We start from the raw sequence: 20,238 nt of genomic DNA, 5'->3' as shown, positions 1-20,238 counted from the left end.
GCTTGGTTTTTATCGGCACTGGCGAACTCCGGCGAGCGACTTGTTCCGCCTGCCGTAACTCTGTCTTTTCCCGTCCGGCGGCAATGTGGATAGGGACCGGGAAAGAAGGGCCTTTGTATTAAGCAGACGCATTGTCGCCTATGACCTGTTTTGGAAAAACCGGGAAGAGGTCTCATGACAGCCAGTTCAAAAAGCAACCGCGACATTGTGACGGAAGAGATATCACAGCTGCCTGCATTGCCACTCTCTGGCGATATTTTGGAAGCTGTCGCGTTCCGCGATGGCTGTGGCCTGCCGTAGCTGCCGCTTGTGGTCTGACGGGTAAAATCCCCCTGGACAACATGCGCTTCGCCTCTTCGTGGCGTTCTCTGGCGTCCTTGAGCGATACGGTGGGATATTCCCCGAAACTGAGCAGCTTGCTTTTGCCGTCAAAACGGTAGGCCATTCTCCAGAGTTTGCTTCCGTTGGCGGGGATGAAGAGAAACAGACCGCCGCCGTCAAAATACTTGCGGGGCTTCACGTCGGGTTTCAGACTGCGGATGTGGGTATCGGTAAGAGGCATGGGCACTCCTTGGCTGTCGTTGGACGAAGAGATACCCACATGGATAAAAATATTTTTGATTCCGCGCGGTTATTCATGTAGGTATCAGAAATGTCGTACCACATTTCTACCTACGGATATACCCATAAAATGTTTGGATGCAAGCGGACAAGGCTGGACTTTGGGAAACCATACCGGAAGGAAAAAACAAAGAATGCCAAGGTCTTTTAGACCTTGGCATTCTTCTTTATAAGGGGCTTTAGCCAGTTGAGCGAGCGTTTGCGAGCGAAACAGAAATCCACCCGCTATGCGGGTGGAAATAATTTGTTATACAAAAAACACCTTTCCCATACGATAGAGTTGTTCAAGCCCATCGTAATTTTTAAGGGAAAGGTGTTTTTATATGGGAACTCGAGTTCAAAGTTTAGCCCACACAAAATGGTTGTGCAAGTATCACATTGTCTTTTCTCCAAAATACAGGCGGAAAATAATATTTGCCAACATTCGAGAAAGTATCGGAGAAATTCTTAAGGACTTATGCAAATATAAAGGTGTTGAAATTATCGAGGGCCATCTCATGCCGGATCATGTGCACATGCTGGTGAGTATTCCTCCAAAAATCAGTGTATCAAGTTTCATGGGGTACCTGAAAGGAAAAAGCTCATTGATGATTTTCGATAAGCATGCAAACCTGAAGTACAAATTTGGCAATAGGAAATTCTGGGCGGAAGGATATTTCGTCAGTACGGTAGGACTCAATGAGGTAACGGTCAAAAAATACATTCAGCAGCAAGAGAAGCATGATATTCTGCAAGATCGAGTAAGTACCCGAGAATACCAAAACCCCTTCCAGGGGTAAGCCAAAGCGGCAAGGGCACTGGGCTTGAACAAAGTGAAAGCCAGCGCCTTTAGACGCTGGCCGGTAACAAGCCCTTATAGGGCTGGAGCAAACCACCCGCTATGCGGGTGGTTTTGATTGCCCTGAAAAAATACCACGGTATTTCCCGCCTTGCCCTTTTGGAAAATTCACTGTAGGTCGATAAGTTATCTAGACCTATTCATAAGCGGCAGGGATGACATGACTATTCGTAATAAGATTCTGATTTCCATCATTGTCTCCGTTTGTGTGGCTGTTGGCGGCTGTGCTCTGCTGGCCTTCTGGCAGAGTCGGAAGGCGGCGGTGGAGGACTTCAGCGCCAACGCTGGTGGTCGCCTGCGGCTGGCCGGGCAGTATCTGAGCCAGATGGTCGGTAGTTCCAAGGGCATCGTGGATATTCTAGCCCAGCTGCCGTCCGTGGCCGAGGCCGACGGGCAGGTGACGTCCTATGCGGACAACACCGAGAGCGTCAAACCGCAGGGCGCGCGGCTCAGCGGCCCGGAGCGCGTGCTTTATGACGAATTCAGCACCTTCATCAAGGTCTATCCGCAATTTGAGCTGATTTATTACGGCACGCGGGGCGGCGGTTTCGTACAGGCACCGGACGACACGCTGAGTGCGGGCTTTGATCCGCGCAAGCGTCCCTGGTATGAGGCGGCCCAAAAAAGCGACGGCGTGGTGCTGACTGAATTCTATCAGTCCGACAACGGCAACCTGGTCACCACGGTGGCCAAAAGCGTGCGCCGGGACGGCACATTGCTGGGCGTGGTGGGCATCGACATCAATCTCAATGCCCTGAGTGCGTTTCTGGATACCCTCAAACTGGGCAAAACCGCGCGTCTGCTGCTCACCGAGGATACGGGGCTGATTTTGTACAATCCCACCCGGCCCGAGCGTGTTCTGAAAAACATCCGGGACGTGGGCGAACCCGGCCTGGCGGCGGCCTTTGACCAGGGCACGGGCAGCGGCGAGGTGAGCTACGACGGCAAGACCTATGTGGCCGTGAGCCAGGTGACGCAGGGCGGCTGGCATCTCATTGCCCTGGTGGACCGCGCCGAGCTTCTGGACAATGCCATGAAAGCCGTCCGGCGCATGCTGTATACCGGTCTGGGCTTGGTCGCCGTCGTGGCCTTGCTGGGTCTGCTGATCTCGCGCAGCATTGTTTCCCCGTTGCGCAGGCTGGGCACGGCGGCCCAAGGCGTGGCTGACGGAAATTTTGACGCCATTCCGCGTGAGGACTGTTTTCACGGAGAGCTGAAGGGATTGCACGCCGACATGCTGCGCATGGTCGATCAGTTGCGCGAGCTTATCGGCACGGCCCAGAGCAAGACGGCCCAGGCCGAGGCGGCGTTGCGGCAGGGTGAGGCGGCTCTGGCCGAAGCCGAACAGGCGCGCAAGGAGGCGGAAAACGCCCGGCGCGAAGGCGTGTTGCAGACTGCGGAGCAACTGGCGGGCGTGGTGGACGCGTTGGATTTCACCTCTTCGCATCTGAGCGAACAGACCCGTTCCATCGCCGGTGCTGTGGACACCCAGCTGGCGCGCACCACGGAAACGGCGGACGCCATGCGCCAGATGAACGGCGCGGTGGCCGAGGTGGCGCGCAATGCCTCCGATGCCTCGGGAATCGCGGCCAGCGCCCGCCGGGAATCCATGGACGGCCGGGAAAAAGTGCAGGATGTGGTGCAGAGCATCAATCAGGTGGCCGCGTTCACTGAAAAAATCAACGAGAGCATGGAGCAATTGCTGCAACAGGCCACGGACATCGGCCAGGTCATGAATCTTATCACCGATATTGCCGATCAGACCAACCTGCTGGCGCTCAATGCGGCCATTGAAGCGGCTCGGGCCGGAGACGCCGGGCGCGGCTTCGCGGTGGTGGCCGACGAGGTGCGCAACCTGGCGGAAAAGACCATGGAAGCCACCAGAAGCGTGGGCACGGCCATCAAAAATATTCAGGATGGGGCGCAGGCCAACAGCGCCTTTATCCGGCAGTCGGTGGAGCAAGTGGGCATTTCCAGAGAACTGGCTGGCAAAGCCGGTCAGGTCTTGGAAAGCATTGAGCGGATGGTCATGAACACGGCGGACCAAGTGCACGCCATAGCCGCGGCCAGCGAGCAGCAGTCGGCCTCTTCGGAAGAGGTGAACAAGAATACAGAGGTCGTGAGCCATATCGCCGGAGATGTGGCCCAGGCCATGGCCGCTGCGGACGAGGGCATGCAGGAGCTGAACCGGCTTGCCGGTCAGTTGCAGAGCATCATCCGTTCATTGAAGGAGGGCGCGTCAGGCTAGGGCCAGCCCCTTCGCAAAAAACATGCTTTTACCAGGACGTTCCCGGCTATATGCGGGTTTCCCCTACAGCTTGTGCTCCTTGCGGAAGGCCGGAATTTCCCGATGGGAAAACAGCCCCGGCGCGTCCACCCGCACGCCTCGCGCGCGGCGGGGCTGTCCGGTAACAATCCTGTTCTTGGTCGGGAAATCCCGCTGCCCGGCGGCCCGGTTTCTTTGGGCCTGGGGATGGGTCTGGTCCGGCTGTTTTTTCAGTCGGCCGGGCGGGTCAGCGGCGCATAGGCGCCTTGCGTGGCGCGCAACAGGTCGTTGGGCCCAAGCTGGATCTGCACGCCGCGCAAACCGGCGCTCACGTAGATGCGTTCGTGTGCCGCGGCGCTTTGGTCAATCAGGACGGGGTAGGCCTTTTTGGCGGCCAGCGGGGAGCAGCCGCCCCGGATATAGCCGGTGAGCGGGCGGACTTCCTTGAGCGGCACCATTTCCGCGTGCTTGTTGCCCGAAGCCGCTGCCAGGGCCTTGAGGTCCAGTTCCGCGGCCGCCGGAATGCAGGCCATCAGCACGCCGTTTTTGTCCCCCCTGGCCACCAGGGTTTTGAACACGCGTTCCGGTTCGGCGCCCAGCTTGCGGGCCATGCTCACGGCGGAAAGATCTTCCTCGTCCACCTCGGCGCGGTGCAGACTGAACTGAATGCCCAGCCCTTCCAGCAGGCGGGCGGCATTGGTTTTGGGAATCCTGGCGGTGGTCATGGGAGGGAAATCCGGAGCTCAGCGGCGTTTGAGCCAGTAGGCGAGCTTGTTGCGCAGCACGGCCGCGTCAAAGGGTTTGGAGATATGGTCATCCATGCCCGCGTCCAGAATCTCGTCGATATTCTCGGGCAGGGTGGCGGCGGTCATGGCGACAATGGGCAGCGTAGAGGATTTTTCCCTGACGGTCAGTTTCTCGCGGATCAGCCGGGTGGCTGTCAGCCCGTCCATAATCGGCATGCGCACGTCCATGAGCAGCAGGTCATAGTCCTTTGCCAGAGCCATGCTTACGGCTTCTTTGCCGTTCTGGGCCAGATCGCAATCCAGACCCAGCTGATGCAGCATGGCGCGGGCGATCTCCTGGTTGATTTCATTGTCTTCCACCAGAAGAATCCGGGCTCCACCGGGCAGAGGCAGAGAGCTCTGGACGGTCGGGCAGGCACCCGGAAGCTTTCGCGAAAGGATACAGGGGATGCTCAGATGAAAGGTGCTGCCGTTGCCCGGCTCGCTTTCGCACCATAAATTGCCGCGCATCAGACCGGCGATGCGCTTGCAGATGCTCAGGCCCAAGCCCGTGCCGCCGAAACGGCGGGCAATGCTGGCATTGGCCTGGGTGTATGGGTCAAAGAGATGCTGCTGGTATTCCCGGCTGATGCCCATGCCCGTATCCGTGACCATAAAATGGAGCAGATCCTGGCTGTCGCTGTTTTCCCGTCGGATGCGCAGCCGTACGCTGCCTTTGGAAGTGAATTTGACCGCGTTGCTCAGCAAATTGAGCAATACCTGTTTGAGGCGCAGGCCGTCTCCCCAGAGCTTGAGCGGCACGTCGTCGGCCACTTCGCAGATATATTCCAGCCCTTTCTGGTCCAGCGGGAAACGGATGGAAGTATAGACGAAATCCAGCACTTCTTCCATGGTGTAATTGACGTTTTCCAGGACCATCTTGTTGGCCTCGATCTTGGAGAGGTCCAGGATGTCGTTGATGATGGCCAGCAGGCTGGTGGCGGAAGAGCGGATCTTGTGCAGATAGTCTTTGTGTTCCGGCGAAGGATCGCTTTGCAGGGCCAGATGGGTAAGCCCGATGATGCCGTTCATGGGCGTGCGGATTTCGTGGCTCATATGCGCCAGAAATTCGCTTTTGGCCTGGGAAGCGATTACGGCCGCCTGTTTTTCGTGCTGCGTTCGCAGAAGATCGGTGACGTCGGTGCTTATGGACAGGCGCACGGGATGCCCGGTATCCCAGTGGATGACTTTGTCCACCACCGTGTACGTCCGCTTGGTGAGCTCGTTTTCATAGGTCCACTGGTAGGGTTCGTTTCTGGAGGCGATGATGGCGTTGGTGCAAAAGGGGCAAGGGCTGTCGCGCCCTTGCAGGCGCTTGTAGCAGATATTGCCCATCGGCCCTTCCGGTTTGGGAAAGCTGGCCTCCACGCTCTTGTTCAGGAAGAGCAGCTCGTAACTCTCCATATCAATGATGTAGACCGGGTCCACAAAGGCGTCCAGAATGTCGCACAGCTGGTCGTGTTTGTGGCGCAGGCGCTCATAAAGGCGGAAATGCGTCAGGGTAATTGCCAGCATATTGCCCAGCAAATGGCAGATGCCGGCATCCTCCGGCGTCCACTGGCGTGGGGCCACGCGGTGCAGAAGGCAGATGCCCCCGAACAGCTGGCCGTCATATAGAATGGGCAGGCAGAGCAGGGATTTGACCTGGAGCCGCAATAAAAGATCCCGCTTCGGACCGGCGGGCATCAGGCTGGTGTCCGTGGCGCAGAAACTTTTGCGGTGCAGCAGGATGTCGAGAATGGGCGCCAGGAGTTCCGTGTCGGCGGGGGGAGAAGCGCCGTGGGCTTTCTCCAAAACTTGATTGAACCAGACGAGCGGCTCCCGCCAAGTCTTGTTTTCGTACTCAAAAAGACAAACTTGGCCGCAGTGCAGTGATTCGCCGATACTGGCCAGAGCTGTTTTGAGAAAAGGCTCTTTGCGGTCGTTCAGAAGGGCGGAGCTTGATATTTCCAATGCCAGGGCCAGCGGATTAGAAAAGTGTTCCCCCGAGAACTGCGCGGTAGTCGGCATACATTCACCACAAGGAGTTTACTGCGTTTCCTAGCATCGGAATAAGTAGTATAGGTGGCTAGATGGGACCATGTCAAGTGGACAATTCTTCAGGCAGAAAAGCTTGTTGCGTGTCAGCCGCCTGGAACTCATTTTCGAAATAAGCAAACAGACCTCTGCGGAACGCCGTTATTTTGGCAAGATTGAACTCCAGTATGGCCCAGACGTTGATTTTGAAAAGGCAGGCGGCTAAAGTCCAAGGTGCGATGTGTTATGACTTCAACCGCCCACAACTCTTTTTTAGAATAGAATTCTGCTTTTTTCAATTAGAATTGTGGGTAAAATATTAAAATTCTGTTCAAAGTATTATCTCCAATCATTTCAGAATATTAATAGTATTCTGGCTTGAATTGTGAGGATAGTCTCTTGAACAGTGGAACTTTTACCCATGAATTCTACACTTGGGCAGCGCATAAAACTAGCTCGCGGGAAACAGTCGCAGGGGGCCTTCGCCCAGGCTATGCAGATCAGCAAAGGGGCCCTAGGTTTCTATGAACGGGACATAAATCTGCCCAACAGCGAGGTCGTGTTAAAAATCTGCTCGGTTTCCGGTGTGAATATCGAATGGCTTCTGACCGGTCTGGGGCCCATGCGGAGAGGGGAAGTGCGGGTGGGACCGCACGAAGCGGCCGCCGCCCCGGCGGCCTGGGCTCAGGAGGATTTCCGCTGTGCCAGGCTGGAGGAAAAACTCGACCGCGTGGAACGCCAGCGCGATGAACTGATGGATGAAAACCGACGGCTTTATGCCAGAAAAGACAGTCTGATGGAGGAAATCGCGGCTCTGCGCGAACGCGTGGCTCGCCTTGAGGCCAGAATCGGCAGGATGGAGCTTTCCGGCGGCTGCGAACCCTTGCCGGACCCGCTTGCCTAGGGTCAGCCCTCCTTAACCCGTCGCCATGTTCTTTTGTCCGCAGGCTGCGTCGCTCGCCCCGCGCGGCGGCTTTGAACAGACCCCACCGCCCGGGACTCACCTTTCCTGCCGAGGAACGAAAATCTTCGCTCGCAAACAGCCCCTGGAAGCGTCGGCAGTTTTCAGATAGCCACCGTCCGCACCAGCGGGCATCACTGCCAGAGCGCTTCCAACGCGCGCCGCCGCGCCGCTTCCTCTTCCCGGCGGAGGTCCTCCAGACGGCCGGTCAGATCCCTGGCCGCATTTTCCAGCGCCTCCGGCGAACCGCTGTTGTCCACCAGCAGATCACAGGCCGCCTCCTTGCGGGCTTCCGGCCATTGCCAGGCTTCCAGGGCGGCGGTCTTTTCCTCGCTCCAGCCCCTGTTGGTCATGATCCGTTGCAGTCGCAGGGGCAGAGGGCAGTGCACGCCCACGGTCAGGGGCGCGGGATTGAACGCTGCTTGCCAGCCGCATTCAAAATACAGCGGCACTTCGGCCACGGCCAGAGCAGCGCCCGCCGCTTCCTGCGCCTGCCAGAAATCCTTAATGGCGACGCGCACCAGGGCGTGTACCAGTTCTTCCACTTCGCGGCGCAGGGCCGGGTTTGCGCGCATGGCCGCCAGCAGGGCCGTCTTGTCAACGCCGCCGTTCTCCGCCAGCAGGTCCCGGCCCGAACGTCGTTCCAGCCATGCGGCGACTTCGCCGCCCGGCGCATACAGCCCGGCCACCAGGGCGTCGGCGCTGACGCAGGGCAGGCCCAGTGCCGCCAGATGCCGGGTGAGTGCGGACTTGCCGCTGCCCGGATTGCCGGTGACGATCAGCCGCCGCATCCGGCGACAGGCCGCCAGAGCCGCCTGGGGCAGGTCGTCGGGCGGCGGGCAGGCGAAATGCATTTCCTCTCCGCTGTCCGGATGGCTGAAGGCCAGATGCCAGGCGTGCAGCATCTGGCGTGGGGCCAGCTCGCGCACCGGCGCGGGCGCATACAGCTTGTCGCCCAGCAGGGGATGGCCCAGATGGGCCAGATGCACGCGGATCTGATGGGTACGCCCGGTATGGATGCGCACGGCCAGCAAGGAAACCCGTTGATCCGGCGTATTCCAGAGCCGCTTCCAGGTGGTATGCGCGGGCTTGCCGCCGCGCGTTTCGGGCAGTACGGCCATTTTGATCTTGGCCGTGGGATGGCGTCCCAGGGGCTCGCGGCATTCCCCCTGTTCCGGCGGCAGGCCGCTGACCAGGGCCAGATATTCCTTGTGCACCTCGCGCCGGGCAAAAGCCGCGCTCAGCGCCAGGCGCGCGGGTTCGGTCAGGGCCACCAGCAAAAGGCCGCTGGTATCCTTGTCCAGACGGTGGACAATGCCGGGGCGCAGGCCTTCCAGTCTGCCCAGTTGCGGAAAGCGTCCCAGCAGGCGCTGCACCAGGGTGTGTTCCGGGCAGGAAGGGCAGGGGTGCACGGTGAGTCCGGCGGGCTTGTTGCAGACCACCAGGCTTTCGTCCTGCCAGAGCAGTTCAAGATGGCCTTCCTCGGGGCTGAGCGCGTTTTCCGTCGGCGGCAACTCCAGCAGCACTCGCTGACCCGGACGGGTTTTGGCGTCAGGCCGGGACACGGGCAGGCCGTCCACCAGGCAGCGCCCGGCAAGCACGGCCTTTTGCAGGGCCGCGCGCGAAAGTCCGGGCGCGGCGTCCCGCAGGACGCGGTCCAGGCGTCGTCCGGCCGTGTCCGCCGTGATCAGCAGCTCAATACGGTTCACGGCGTGATCCCGCCAGGGTGGACAGGGTGCGCAGCCGGTCGGCAAAGGTCATGGGCCGGTATAGATTTTTCAGCTCCGCGCCGGGCGTGATGGAGGTGACCACAGCCCGGCCGATGATGAAGCGCGCGTCGTCGTTGCCGTCCTCAATGGTGCGCACGCCCCAGACGTTGTGGAAGATGGCGGCCCGGCCCTTGTACTTGCCCACATAGAGGGTAATATGCCCGCGCATGCCCACCAGGCTTAAAAACGGCACGCCGTTGTTCAGGATCAGGGCTTCCTTTTCCTTGGCGCTCAGGCCTTCCAAGGGCTGCACCACGCCCATGCGCGCCTGCGCCCCGGAGTTGCGCGGCAGCCAGAGGCCGAAGGGCGTGAACAGCTCGCGGGTCAGGGCGGAGCAGTCCCGGTCGCCGAACATGCCGCCCCAGCCGTAGCGTTGGCCCATCATCACATTACCGACCCCGGCTACGTTGCCGGGGGTCAGGGGCAGAGGCTTGGGCACGGCGTCGCCTTTGGCGAGAACGACTTCCGCGCTACGGGCCATGCCGTCCGGTCCCTTGAGCGGCACCAGCACCCGCAGGCCGCCTTCCGCGCTTTCGCTGTTCAGGGGCAGCATGGTACCGATATTGGCCTGGCCGTCGCCGCCATTGGGGCCGACGCCGGGCAGGGTTACCTTGTCGCGCAGCAGGGCCGCGTAACGGCCCGAGCGCCAGACGCTTTTGAATTCCTGATCCACCAGGGCCACGTCCTCGGCGTCCACCCAGCCTCCGGCCACCGGGCATTCCACAAAATGCCAGCGTCCGTCCAGACTGGTATGCGCGATGAGCAGCGGCGTGCCCGGCGGCAGCAGGGAATACTGGAAATAATCAAAGGGATTGGCCCTGGAATCGGGCGTGGGCTCGGAAAAGCGGGTTTCGTGGGTGGGCATTTCACGCAGGTCCGTATTGCGTACGGTAATGGCGGCCTGCGCGCGCGAGGGAAAGGTCCGCAGATGGGCGTTGCGGCTTATCTGATCCCATTCCGTCTGGGACCAACGGATGTCGTCGCGTTTGAAGCCGCGCGCCCGACGGAAAATGGCCGCCACATCGCGTTTGCGCATGGAAGTTTTGCCCATGTCCCAGGGGCCGAAAAAAATCCGGTTGAAGCGCGCGTCCTGTGCGGCCTGTTCCTCGGCGTCGAGCAGGGCTTTGTCCGGGCCGGCGGCCTTGGCGTAGACGTTCAGATCCTGCGGAAATTGACGCAGATCCGCCAGCGTGCCCATCCAGGGGGGCAGATCTCCCTCGCGGGTGGGTACCTGTTTGCCGCCGCAGGCCGTAAGCAGCATCAGGCAGAATACGGGCAGGAGGAGGCGGAGGACAGTTTTCATGGGCGTTGTTTCCTTCTCTGGCGGGAAAAGCAATGACGCGGCGCACGCGAGATGGATTGCGTGCCGTCGTTCGGGCCAAGGGCATACATAGCATCAGGGCCGCTGTTCCGGCAACGCCTTCTTTGCGGACCGGATATCTCACGCGGGCACTTGACAAAGCGGCCCGTTCCAACTATTACAAACGCGCTGTCACCATCGTCTATCCGGTTAGGACGGCGGCCTCTCAAGCCGCTAAGACGGGTTCAAATCCCGTTGGTGACGCCAAGTTTCCAGGTTTTGCGATTTGAGCATGTGCAAATTTATGTGCAAATCGCTTTTTCCAGGGGGGCGAAGGGTACGACCTTCGCCCCCTTCTTTTATGATCGAAAACTCCCCGCTAATGTGGTCTGACCCTGGTCTGACCCCTGTCAAGTAGACAGGTAAAAATCCCCCGGGGCAACGATTACGCGGCCAGCTTTTCTCGGTACTCTACCGGGGAAAGCTGGCCGAGCCTTTTCTGAAACCGTTCCTTGTTGTAGAAGAGGATATATGCTTCTACCAAGGCAATAGTTTCATCCTTGGGTAACGGTTGGTTGTCTGTAAATAATTCTGTTTTGAGATGAGAGAAGAATGACTCCGCACAGGCGTTATCCAGGCAGTTCCCCTTACGGGAATGGCTGCCAAGAATCTGCAAACTGCCAAGCCGTTCCTGATATGTCTTGTGGGTGTACTGAAAGCCCTGATCAGAGTGCAACACGGCTCCAGGCATGGCCGGAAGTCTAGACAGTGTGGCAAGCACCAGTTCAAGGTCATTTCTGGCTGAGAGGCTGTATGCGATAATCTCGGTATTGTGCAAATCCTGCACTGCCGACAAGTAAATAAAACCGGAGCTTGTCGGCAGATAGGTGATATCTGTCGCAAGTTTTTTACCGGGAACATCGCTTTTGAAGTCACGGCCAAGGAGATTCGGAAACACAATACTGCCCGATTTGCCAACGTAACGGCGTTTTTTACGGATAACCGATTGAATGCCAAGTTTTTGCATCAAACGATGAACTCGCTTATGGTTTACGATAAGCCCTTCACGATGCAAAGTTGTCGTTATACGAAGATATCCGTAGAAGGGGCGTAATGAGTGAATCGCTTTAATGTACTCCACGATATCTTCATTGTTGTCTTGCTTGGGTACACTCTTCTTCCATTTATAATATCCAGACCTGGATAATCCAGAATAAGACAGCAAAATTGACAACGAATGCCGCGTCCGCAATTCATCAATTATTCTGAAATGCTGCCACTTTTGTCTGCTCCCCATTCGTGTCCGAATCGGGAGCGATATAACTTTTTTAAGTAATCACGTTCCGCCTTCACATAGGACAACTCTTCTTCAACAGATGCGAATTGAGTGCGAGGTCTCCCTCTGCGAGAACCCGTTGCCTTGCCGCGTCCATCTTCGAGAGATTCGCCTCGCTGAAATTTGGTTACCCATTCACGGAGTGTTTTCTTGTCTTTCAGGCCAAGCTCATCCGCCAACTGCTGCTAGCTTCGCCCTCCTTCAAGGTAGCGCCGTACAGCTTCTTCCTTGAAGGAGGGCAAATAAGTCGTCTTCTTTCCGTTTGCCATGCAAGCCCCCATCAGGGTTCTAAAGTTTGAGCCTAGAGGGGCTTTTTTACTTTGTCTACCTTGATGGGGGCATATCATTAGCGGGGAGTTCCAAAAAGGCGAAGCCTATAGCTGTCAAAAAGAAGCTCTCCTTTGCTACAAAAAAGTTATCCTGACTTCCGTAGTAGCAAAGGAGAGCGACAATGGATGATCAAAGTTTAGAGCACACGCGTTGGAATTGCAAATATCATATCGTGTTTGCACCGAAATTCAGGCGCAAAATTATTTATGGCAAATACAAGAAAGAAATTGGCCTGATATTAAGGAGGTTGTGTGAGTATAAAAAGATTGAAATATTAGAAGCGCATGCATGTATTGATCACGTCCACATGTGCATAAAAATACCTCCCAAGTATAGCGTGGCACAAATCATGGGATACTTGAAGGGAAAAAGCGCGTTAATGATATTCGAGCAGTTTTCGAACTTGAAATATAAGTTTGGGAACCGTCATTTCTGATGCAAAGGCTATTTTGTCAGCACGGTAGGGGTGAATGAAGCCACTCTTTTGAAGTATATTCGTGAGCAAGAGATACGAGACAAAATAGCCGATCAGCATAGTTTGTTTGAACATAAAGACCCATTTATGGGTCGCTAGGAATAGCGGCGGAAGTCAGGTCTGGCCTCCCTCAGGGGGCGGACGAGTAACAGGCCCTTATAGGGCCAAATCAAACCGCCCCTTGAAGGGGCGGTGCTGATTGCGACACTTCGTTGACTTGCACCCCCTTTTGGAGGCAACCTTGGGCATCCGCTCCATGGTTTGAAGCCTCCACACGCTGGAGCCGCGTCAAACGACACATGTCGCAAAACCGTAAAGGCTTGCGCGCCGCTGCGGGCGGAGTGACATCTTACTGGTCTGAAAAGGAGTTGCCGCATGGCATTTTTCGCCGCCCGTGACGCTGAAACCACGCTCGCTTGCCCCCGCTGCGGAGCGCGCCTGCACATCGCCCGCACCTGCCACGAAGCCTACATGCGTTGTCCGGCCTGCAAGGCGCAATTCCCGCTCAACGACTATATCAACCAGGTGGATGAAGTCATGGAACGCTTTCTCGAAAACGTCTATTGCGACCGGATTTGAGCCGTTTCAAAAAGGCTTGTGTCCTTCTCACGAAGTGAGCCTGACGCGGGCAGAGGGCAAAAAGCCCACTAATCACTGCTTCCTTATATTCCGTCCGGCAGCCATGCCGCTGGCCCAGGCCCAGTGCAGGTTATAACCGCCCAGCAGGCCGGTCACATCCAGCAATTCCCCCACGATGTACAGGTTCGGGCACAGCAAACTGGTCATGCTCCGTGGGTCCACCTCGCGGGTGTCCACGCCTCCGGCGCAAACTTCGGCCTTTTTCAGGCCCGCCGTGCCGTCGGGCGTTATCATGCGGGCCTGCACGGCCTCCGCAATCCGGCTGCGCGCGGCGCGGGACAGCTCGGCGATTTTGCGGCGGGCCAGAGGAGAGGGCAGCAGTGCGTCCGCCAGTCGTTGCGGCAGATGGCGGGCCAGCAGGGCGCGCGGGGTCTGGCGTCCGGCTTCGGGCGCATCCAGCAGCGCCGCCACATCCCGACCGGGCAGGAAATCCAGCCGCATGGGCGCGCCCGGCCGCCAGAACAGCGAGGCTTTCAGCGCCGCCGGGCCGCTCAGGCCGTCATGGGTGAAAAGCAGGTCGTCTTCCCATGTATGCTCGGGCCATGCGCGCTCCAATCCCACGTTCGAAACGGTCCGCTCCTGATTGCCTGCCTCCGGCAAACTGATCCGCACCGGCAGGCTGATGCCGGAAAGCTCCAACAGGGCCGCGCTGTCGGGATCATCGGCGGGCAGGCGCAACGGAACCAGAGCCGGGCGCGGCGGAATGACCGTATGTCCCAGGCTCTGGGCCAGCCTGTAGCCGGAGCCGCTGCCGCCCGCCTGCGGCCAGGCCGGGCTGCCCAGCGCCAGTACCAGGGTTTTGCCGCGCCAAAGCGCGCCCCCGGCCTCCATGCTGAAGCCCTCGCCGTCGTGGCTGACGCTGGTTACGGTCGCGCCGCAGACCAGACGGCACCCGCGATCCCGGCAGTCGCGGACCAGGGCCTGAACTAGGCGCTGAGCCGGAACGGTCAGAAATAATTGGCCGTGGGTGCGTTCTTCCACGGGCAGATTCCAGGCGCGCACCAGGGACAGCATGTCCTCAGGCCTGAAGGCGGCCAGAACCGGGACGCAGAAGGTGCCGTCGCGGTGCGAGTGGTAGTCCCGCGGCGTGATTCCGCGATTGGTGAAATTGGCCTTGCCGCCGCCGCTGACCGCCAGCTTGCGGCCCGGCACGGCGGCCCGCTCCAGCAGCACGACGCGCAGGCCGCGTCCGGCCGCCTCCCGCGCGCAGAACAATCCGGCCGCCCCCGCCCCCAAAATGAGCACATCCGCCTGTTCGCACGCATCCGTCCGGCGTGCGGGCCTGACTTCGCCGCGCCGGGGAGCGGCATTTGACAGTTTTTCACGGCGAAGGCTAGAATCATATTTTGCGCACATGGCGCAAGCGTACACGAGGCCTTTGCCCATGCCAATACTTCCTTCCCGCTATACGGCCCCGCCGGGCCTTGCCAACGCTCACCTGAACACCATCTGGCCGGTGCTTTTCCGCCCCCGGCCCCGCTTGCCAGCCGATTTGCGGCGCATCCGCATCGACACGCCGGACGGCGATTTTCTGGATCTGGATCTGCACCCCTGCGCTTCGGGCGCGCCGCGTGGGCTGGCCGTCCTTTCCCACGGCCTGGAAGGCAACAGCCGCCGCAAGTATATTCTGGGGCTGGCGCGGCTGCTGACGGCACGCGGTTTTCAGGTGTTGGCCTGGAATATGCGTTCTTGCTCCGGCGAACCCAACCGCACCGACCGCCTCTATCACATGGGCGAAACCGGCGACCTGGGCACGGTGGTCCGCTATGCGGAGTCCTTTGACTTGCCCATTCTGCTGGCTGGTTTCAGCATGGGCGGCAATCAGATCTGCCGCTATCTGGGGCGGGGGCCGGTGTCGCCGCTGGTACGCGCGGCGGTGGCCGTGTCCGTGCCCTGTGATCTGGCGGGCGCTGCCCCGGTCATGGACGGGCCGTCCTGCCGCCTGTACATGACCTACTTTCTGCGCACCATGCGCCGCAAAGTACGGGAAAAGGCGGCTCGCTTCCCGCACTATCCTTCCGTGGAAGGCCTGGAGCGCATCCGCACCTTCGCGGAATTCGACGAGCGCTTTACCGCGCCGGTTTATGGCTTTGCCTCGGCGCGCGACTACTGGGAGAAAAACAGCGTGCTGGCCGATCTGCCTGCGGTTCGTATTCCTCTCTATCTGTTGATGGCCGCCGACGACCCTTTTTGTTCCCCCTCCTGTTATCCTTGGGACGCGGCGCGGGAAAACAGCTCCCTGCGTCTGGAAGTGGCCCCGCACGGCGGCCACGTGGGCTTTGTGCCGTGGGGAAAGCCCTACTACAGCGAGCAGCGGGTTCTGGAGTTCATGGAAGAGATCTGGAATTGAGCCGCGGGGCTTGCTTTCGGTTCGGACGGGCCTATCTAGAATGGCAGAGCATGTGCATTTCGAAGAGGCGGGATGCTTTGGCGGCATGAGCTGACGCCCGCGCCTGAAGGCAAGGAGACAAATGCTGTTTCCACTGTATGCTTCAAGAATATATGCAGGAGGCCCTAGCATGGAAAAATATCTCAAAAATCTGGATTACGCGGCAGCGCTGCCCCTGGCGCAGCAGGTGGACTATCTGCCGGGGCAGGTCATCAGCAAGACCCTGGCACAGAACAGCGCCTTTGGCCTGACGCTTTTCGCCATCGACAAGGGCGAGGAAATCAGCGCCCACCGCTCCACGGGCGACGCGCTGGTCATTGCCCTGGACGGCACGGGCGAAATCACTATTGATGACACGAAGCATATGCTGCATGCCGGGGACTGCATTGTCATGCCCGCCGGGCATCCGCACGCCGTGCGCGCCCCCGAGGCGTTCAAAATGCTGCTGGTTGTGGTCTTTCCACCGGAAAGCGCCACGGATTAAGCGTCATTTCCGGCCTGGGGGCCATGGGCGGCTCCTCCTGTGAGGGCTGTCCCTTGCCTTGAGGCTTTGTTTTCGGCAGCCAGTTTTTTCTTGGTCAGGGCCGTGGCCGGGGCCGTGAGCGGATCTTCCGGCCAGGGATGTTTGGGGTAGCGGCCCCGCATTTCCGCGCGCACGGCCTGGTAGCCGTTACGCCAGAAATGGGCCAGATCACGCGTAACCTGCAGGGGACGCCCCGCCGGGGAGTTCAGCCGCAAGGTCAGTGCGATCCGGCCGCGCGCGATGCGCGGGCTTTCCTCACAGCCGAAAAGCTCTTGCAGTTTGGCGGCCAGCCAGGGGCCGCCTTCCTCTCCGTAAACAATGGGCCGCATTGCGCCTGAGGGCACCTGCCAGCTGTCGGGAGCTTCCTGCTCCAGCCGCCGGGCCAGAGCATAGGGCAATTGCGCCCGCAGGGCCTCCAGCAGGCGGCCGGACGTTAACCGGCGCAGCGCGGTGCAGTCTATAAGGTAAGGAGCCAGCCAGGTTTCAGGGTGCCCCAGCAGGGCGGCATCGCTCAGATCCGGCCAGGGGTCGCCGTCCAACTCGCGCAGCAGACTTACCCGCGCCCGCCATTGGCGGATTTCGTCGTTCCAGGGCAGACGGGCCAATATCTGCGGGCCGCCTTGGTGTATGAACTCACACAGGGCCTCGGCGCATGTCCCGGCGTCGGGGCGGGGCAGCGGTTCGTCCCGCAGCAGCAGACTGCCCAGAGTTTGACGGCGGCGGGCCAGTACCGCGCCGTCGTCCGAAACGCTGACGCTGTCCTCGGTGCTGATCTGCGAGCCGAAGAGTTCTTCCAGTTGCTGGCGGTTGAGCTGAGCGGCCAGACGGATGCGCCCGCGCGAACCGTCGCCGGATACGGCGGCCACGGCCAGAAATTCGCAACGGGCCAGGGCGTCGCTCACGGGCAATTGCGCGGCCCGGCCGGAACGCAGCAGAAATGAAGCCATGGCTTGTCCCCCGGCTTGTCCGGGCTGGGGGGCGGGAAGACGCTGGGCCAGCCATTCGGGCCAGGCCAGGGCCAGCAGCGGCCCCAAGGCGTCCTGATCCGCCAGGGCGGTCTCGAAAATTTTTTGCCGGACGTTCAGCAGACCGGCCAAACGCCGGGCCCAGCGGCGCGGGCGCGTCTTTTCCGGCACATCGCGGCCCCGGCAAAGCCAGTCCAGGCGGCAGGCCAGATCGCTGCTTGTTTCGCCGTTGCCTTCCCGGCCCGCGCGCGGCAGCGGGCCGCGCTCTTCCAGGAGGGCGGCCAGACAGCAGGCCAGGGCCCCGTGCCCGCGTTCTTTGCCGTGGAGCAGCAACCGGGCCAGGCGCGGGCTTGCGGGCAGCGCGGCCATGTTCCGGCCCAGGGCGGTGGCGCGGCCCTGGTCGTCCAGCGCGCCCAGATCACACAGGGTCTGCCGGGCCACGGCCAGCCCGGCGGCGGGCGGCTGATCCAGCCAGGCCAGGGAGGACACTCCGTCCGGTCCTCCTGTTCCCCAGACCGCCAGCTGCAGCAGCAGGCCGCTCAGATCGGCATCCAGAATTTCGGGCCGGATCTGCGGGCGCATGCCGTTTTCCTCTTCTTTGGCCCAGAGGCGGCAGCAGATGCCCGGTTCCGTACGCCCGGCCCGCCCCGCGCGCTGGGCCGCTCCGGCCAGGGAGACACGGTCGGTGACTAGGCGGCTGAGGCCGCAGGAGGGATCAAAATGCGCGCTGCGCGCCAAGCCCGCGTCCACCACCAGGCGCACGCCTTCAATGGTCAGGGATGTTTCGGCAATGGCTGTGGCCAGCACCACCTTGCGCGTGCCGTGCCGGGCCGGAGCAATGGCCGCGTCCTGTTCGCGGGCGGAGAGATTGCCGTACAGCGGGCAGAGACGCGCGTCCGGCGGCAAACGGCTTTCCAGCAGGGCTGCCACCTGCCGGATTTCGCCCGCACCGGGCAGAAAGGCCAGCAGGCTGCCGGGTTCCTCACGCAGCAGTTGCAGGATTACCGCCGCTGTATGACGCCAGAGTTCGGGGCCAAAGGGCGTGCCCATGCCGCGCAAGGGCAGCCGCCGCGTTTCCACCGGAAAGCTGCGCCCTGCACAGCTCAGGCCGGGACAATTCCCCAGCAGCCGAGCCACGGCCTGCACGTCCAGCGTGGCGGACATGACCAGCAGGCGCAGGTCGGGCCGCAGGGCGGCCCGGCTTTCCAGGCAAAGGGCCAGGCCCAGATCGGCCTGAAGCGAGCGCTCGTGGAATTCGTCGAAAATCACGCAGGCTGCCTCGGGCAGTTCCGGGTCGGCCTGCAACAGGCGGGTCAGTACGCCCTCGGTAATGACTTCAATGCGGGTGTCCGGGCCAATGACACTTTCCTCGCGCATGCGCCAGCCCACGGTGTGCCCCGGTTCCTCGCCGAGCAGGCGGGCCATGTAGCGGCCCAGAGCCCGTGCAGCCACGCGGCGCGGTTCCAGCAGCAAAATCTTGCGGCCTGCCAGCCAGGGCGCGCCCAGCAGCCAGAGGGGCACGCGGCTGCTCTTGCCCGCGCCGGGCGGGGCACTGAGCACCAGGCTGCCGCCGCTCTCCAGGAGGCGCAGCAGCTCGGGGCGCAGTTCGTCCACGGGACAGGGGGGCCAGGGAGGGCAGGGCGGACAAGAACGGCGGGATGGCTCTTGCGAAGCGGGCGGGGTGGGTGCGGAAGGTATCTGGCTCATGGGCGATGTGTAAAAAAGTTGCGCCGGTGCGGCAAAACAAACCGGCATCCTGTTTTTTTCACTGGCAATTCAGCGCGCGTCAGTGTATTGACACCTGAAAAGCTCTGTAACGCGGGGAAGAGACCATGGAGCTAAATACAAGCGGCATTATCGGCCAAAGCACCACGCTGGCCGAAGTCTTCAAAATTCTCGGCAAAGTGGCCCCCACGGACAGTACTGTGCTTGTAACCGGCGAATCCGGAACAGGCAAGGAATTGCTGGTGCGCGCCCTGCACGCCAACAGCCGCCGCGCCGACAAGCCCTTTGTGCCCATCAATTGCGGGGCCATCCCCAAGGAATTGTTGGAAAGCGAACTTTTTGGGCATGAAAAGGGCGCCTTCACCCATGCCATCCGCTCCAGGCCGGGCCGCTTTGAACTGGCTGACGGGGGCACCATTTTTCTGGATGAAATCGGCGAGATGGAGCTGAGTCTTCAGGTCAAGATTCTGCGCGTGCTCCAGGAAAAGGAAATTGAACGCGTGGGCGGCAGCGGTTGCAAAAAGGTGGATGTGCGCATTGTGGCGGCCACCAACCGTGACCTGGAAGCCGAAGTGGAGGCCGGTCACTTCCGTGAGGACCTTTATTACCGTCTGAACGTGATTCCCCTGCATCTGCCTCCCCTGCGCGAGCGCGGCGGCGACGTGTTGCTGCTGGCGCGGCATTTCCTGGATCATTTCTGCCGTAAGAAATGCCGCCCGACTCTGGCCCTCGCGCCGGATACCCGCCGCGTTCTGGCGGCTTATGCCTGGCCCGGCAATGTGCGCGAGCTGGAAAATTTTATGGAGCGCCTGAGCATCCTGGTGGACGGCGCGGTGGTGCAGCCCTCGGACCTGCCGCGCAAGATCCTGGACCAGGTGGGCGATGTGTCGGCTCTGCCGGAAGTGGAAGAGCAGGGCGCGCCCGAGGATGCCGCCTCATCACCGCAACTTGCTCCGTCCACGCAATCGCTGCCGGGCGCGCCGCTCCCTGCGGAGCCCGGGCACGTACCGGCCCGATCCGGGGACTTTGTCTGGCCGGATCTGGGCGTGTTGGAAACCCATGGGCTGAATCTCAAGGATTTTCTGGACGCCGTGGAAAGCCGCCTGATCGACGAGGCGCTGAGACGGGCCGAGGGCGTGAAGAACCAGGCTGCGGAATATCTGGGCATCAAGCGCACCACCCTCATTGAAAAGCTCAAAAAGCGCAATCCCTGATGCCGATGGCGCGAAAGAGCTTCTTTTCCGCCATGCGCAGGCATATCTTTTGCATAAAACGGGGCGGATGTCTGATCCGTCATATT

Annotated in this window: 15 protein-coding genes, 1 tRNA gene and 1 pseudogene; 9 read left to right on the top strand and 8 right to left on the bottom strand. The window is 60.5% G+C overall.

The features are described 5' to 3' along the window. Nucleotides 1-172: 172 nt before the first annotated feature. Nucleotides 173-562, bottom strand: coding sequence for an Arm DNA-binding domain-containing protein (locus HMPREF0326_RS11115; protein ID WP_009301369.1), 390 nt, complete (start codon nucleotides 560-562; stop codon nucleotides 173-175). 382 nt (nucleotides 563-944) lie between these two features. Here HMPREF0326_RS11115 and tnpA (HMPREF0326_RS11110) point away from each other — a divergent pair, with 382 nt between their 5' ends. Both tnpA (HMPREF0326_RS11110) and HMPREF0326_RS11105 read left to right on the top strand, forming a co-directional pair. Then, nucleotides 945-1,400 carry an IS200/IS605 family transposase gene (gene tnpA / locus HMPREF0326_RS11110; RefSeq protein ID WP_008686514.1) on the top strand — a complete coding sequence of 152 codons (456 nt, stop codon included), beginning with the start codon at nucleotides 945-947 and terminating at the stop codon, nucleotides 1,398-1,400. A gap of 219 nt (nucleotides 1,401-1,619) precedes the next feature. Next, nucleotides 1,620-3,707, top strand: a complete 2,088-nt coding sequence (locus tag HMPREF0326_RS11105) for a methyl-accepting chemotaxis protein (RefSeq protein ID WP_008683735.1) — start codon at nucleotides 1,620-1,622, stop codon at nucleotides 3,705-3,707. Between the two features lie 248 nt (nucleotides 3,708-3,955). On the opposite strand, the gene ybaK is transcribed toward HMPREF0326_RS11105, so the two are convergent. Both ybaK and HMPREF0326_RS11095 read right to left on the bottom strand, forming a co-directional pair. After that, nucleotides 3,956-4,450: a Cys-tRNA(Pro) deacylase gene (gene ybaK / locus HMPREF0326_RS11100; protein ID WP_008683737.1), complete on the bottom strand. Its 495-nt coding sequence runs from the start codon at nucleotides 4,448-4,450 to the stop codon at nucleotides 3,956-3,958. An 18-nt stretch (nucleotides 4,451-4,468) separates the two neighbouring features. Further along, the gene (locus HMPREF0326_RS11095) at nucleotides 4,469-6,520 is read right to left on the bottom strand and encodes an ATP-binding protein (RefSeq protein ID WP_008683738.1); all 2,052 of its coding nucleotides are present in this window, start codon (nucleotides 6,518-6,520) and stop codon (nucleotides 4,469-4,471) included. A gap of 427 nt (nucleotides 6,521-6,947) precedes the next feature. On the opposite strand from HMPREF0326_RS11095, the gene HMPREF0326_RS11090 reads away from it, so the two are divergent. Then, entirely contained in the window at nucleotides 6,948-7,430 is a 483-nt protein-coding gene (locus HMPREF0326_RS11090) for a helix-turn-helix domain-containing protein (RefSeq protein WP_009302420.1), read from the top strand. Between the two features lie 191 nt (nucleotides 7,431-7,621). Here the strand turns inward: HMPREF0326_RS11090 and HMPREF0326_RS11085 are convergent, their stop codons facing one another. Next, complete coding sequence (locus HMPREF0326_RS11085) at nucleotides 7,622-9,196, bottom strand: dephospho-CoA kinase (RefSeq protein WP_008683741.1); 1,575 nt, start codon at nucleotides 9,194-9,196, stop codon at nucleotides 7,622-7,624. Continuing rightward, nucleotides 9,183-10,559, bottom strand: a complete 1,377-nt coding sequence (locus tag HMPREF0326_RS11080) for an NlpC/P60 family N-terminal domain-containing protein (RefSeq protein WP_008683742.1) — start codon at nucleotides 10,557-10,559, stop codon at nucleotides 9,183-9,185. The genes HMPREF0326_RS11085 and HMPREF0326_RS11080 overlap by 14 nt, the downstream gene beginning before the upstream one ends. A gap of 188 nt (nucleotides 10,560-10,747) precedes the next feature. On the opposite strand from HMPREF0326_RS11080, the gene HMPREF0326_RS11075 reads away from it, so the two are divergent. Beyond that, a tRNA-Glu gene (locus HMPREF0326_RS11075) sits at nucleotides 10,748-10,823 on the top strand. 178 nt (nucleotides 10,824-11,001) lie between these two features. Here the strand turns inward: HMPREF0326_RS11075 and HMPREF0326_RS11070 are convergent. Then, on the bottom strand, nucleotides 11,002-11,853 hold the full coding sequence (locus HMPREF0326_RS11070; RefSeq protein ID WP_035073009.1) for an IS3 family transposase: 852 nt from the start codon (nucleotides 11,851-11,853) through the stop codon (nucleotides 11,002-11,004). 490 nt (nucleotides 11,854-12,343) lie between these two features. On the opposite strand from HMPREF0326_RS11070, the pseudogene tnpA (HMPREF0326_RS11065) reads away from it, so the two are divergent. Together tnpA (HMPREF0326_RS11065) and HMPREF0326_RS11060 are read left to right on the top strand one after the other, a co-directional pair. Further along, nucleotides 12,344-12,796: pseudogene (gene tnpA / locus HMPREF0326_RS11065) on the top strand (IS200/IS605 family transposase). Nucleotides 12,797-13,072: 276 nt separating this feature from the next. Further along, nucleotides 13,073-13,276 carry a dual CXXC motif small (seleno)protein gene (locus HMPREF0326_RS11060; RefSeq protein WP_008683744.1) on the top strand — a complete coding sequence of 68 codons (204 nt, stop codon included), beginning with the start codon at nucleotides 13,073-13,075 and terminating at the stop codon, nucleotides 13,274-13,276. A 72-nt stretch (nucleotides 13,277-13,348) separates the two neighbouring features. Here HMPREF0326_RS11060 and HMPREF0326_RS11055 read toward each other — a convergent pair whose 3' ends face one another. Then, nucleotides 13,349-14,581, bottom strand: a complete 1,233-nt coding sequence (locus HMPREF0326_RS11055) for an NAD(P)/FAD-dependent oxidoreductase (RefSeq protein ID WP_020990535.1) — start codon at nucleotides 14,579-14,581, stop codon at nucleotides 13,349-13,351. Between the two features lie 139 nt (nucleotides 14,582-14,720). On the opposite strand from HMPREF0326_RS11055, the gene HMPREF0326_RS11050 reads away from it, so the two are divergent. Both HMPREF0326_RS11050 and HMPREF0326_RS11045 read left to right on the top strand, forming a co-directional pair. Then, the gene (locus HMPREF0326_RS11050) at nucleotides 14,721-15,686 is read left to right on the top strand and encodes a YheT family hydrolase (RefSeq protein ID WP_009301498.1); all 966 of its coding nucleotides are present in this window, start codon (nucleotides 14,721-14,723) and stop codon (nucleotides 15,684-15,686) included. Between the two features lie 169 nt (nucleotides 15,687-15,855). Beyond that, nucleotides 15,856-16,209, top strand: coding sequence for a cupin domain-containing protein (locus HMPREF0326_RS11045; protein ID WP_008683748.1), 354 nt, complete (start codon nucleotides 15,856-15,858; stop codon nucleotides 16,207-16,209). Here the strand turns inward: HMPREF0326_RS11045 and hrpB are convergent. Then, the gene (hrpB, locus tag HMPREF0326_RS11040; protein WP_020990534.1) at nucleotides 16,206-18,827 is read right to left on the bottom strand and encodes an ATP-dependent helicase HrpB; all 2,622 of its coding nucleotides are present in this window, start codon (nucleotides 18,825-18,827) and stop codon (nucleotides 16,206-16,208) included. The two genes, HMPREF0326_RS11045 and hrpB, sit on opposite strands and share 4 nt — an antisense overlap. Nucleotides 18,828-19,045: 218 nt before the next feature. On the opposite strand from hrpB, the gene HMPREF0326_RS11035 reads away from it, so the two are divergent. After that, nucleotides 19,046-20,152, top strand: coding sequence for a sigma-54 interaction domain-containing protein (locus HMPREF0326_RS11035; protein WP_008683750.1), 1,107 nt, complete (start codon nucleotides 19,046-19,048; stop codon nucleotides 20,150-20,152). The last annotated feature ends 86 nt before the right edge of the window (nucleotides 20,153-20,238 follow it).

Origin of the sequence: Desulfovibrio sp. 3_1_syn3, assembly GCF_000145315.2 — a bacterium.
Taxonomy (GTDB): domain Bacteria; phylum Desulfobacterota; class Desulfovibrionia; order Desulfovibrionales; family Desulfovibrionaceae; genus Desulfovibrio; species Desulfovibrio fairfieldensis.
Note: the sequence above shows the minus strand (reverse complement) of the source record. Positions and strands in the feature narration are given on the sequence as shown.

What these genes read in the sequence shown, in the direction of transcription:
- HMPREF0326_RS11115 (WP_009301369.1), bottom strand. Translation starts at nt 562, where the DNA reads ATGCCTCTTACCGATACCCACATCCGCAGTCTGAAACCCGACGTGAAG.
- tnpA (WP_008686514.1), top strand. Translation starts at nt 945, where the DNA reads ATGGGAACTCGAGTTCAAAGTTTAGCCCACACAAAATGGTTGTGCAAG.
- HMPREF0326_RS11105 (WP_008683735.1), top strand. Translation starts at nt 1,620, where the DNA reads ATGACTATTCGTAATAAGATTCTGATTTCCATCATTGTCTCCGTTTGT.
- ybaK (WP_008683737.1), bottom strand. Translation starts at nt 4,450, where the DNA reads ATGACCACCGCCAGGATTCCCAAAACCAATGCCGCCCGCCTGCTGGAA.
- HMPREF0326_RS11095 (WP_008683738.1), bottom strand. Translation starts at nt 6,520, where the DNA reads ATGCCGACTACCGCGCAGTTCTCGGGGGAACACTTTTCTAATCCGCTG.
- HMPREF0326_RS11090 (WP_009302420.1), top strand. Translation starts at nt 6,948, where the DNA reads ATGAATTCTACACTTGGGCAGCGCATAAAACTAGCTCGCGGGAAACAG.
- HMPREF0326_RS11080 (WP_008683742.1), bottom strand. Translation starts at nt 10,559, where the DNA reads ATGAAAACTGTCCTCCGCCTCCTCCTGCCCGTATTCTGCCTGATGCTG.
- HMPREF0326_RS11070 (WP_035073009.1), bottom strand. Translation starts at nt 11,853, where the DNA reads ATGGGGAGCAGACAAAAGTGGCAGCATTTCAGAATAATTGATGAATTG.
- HMPREF0326_RS11060 (WP_008683744.1), top strand. Translation starts at nt 13,073, where the DNA reads ATGGCATTTTTCGCCGCCCGTGACGCTGAAACCACGCTCGCTTGCCCC.
- HMPREF0326_RS11050 (WP_009301498.1), top strand. Translation starts at nt 14,721, where the DNA reads ATGCCAATACTTCCTTCCCGCTATACGGCCCCGCCGGGCCTTGCCAAC.
- HMPREF0326_RS11045 (WP_008683748.1), top strand. Translation starts at nt 15,856, where the DNA reads ATGGAAAAATATCTCAAAAATCTGGATTACGCGGCAGCGCTGCCCCTG.
- HMPREF0326_RS11035 (WP_008683750.1), top strand. Translation starts at nt 19,046, where the DNA reads ATGGAGCTAAATACAAGCGGCATTATCGGCCAAAGCACCACGCTGGCC.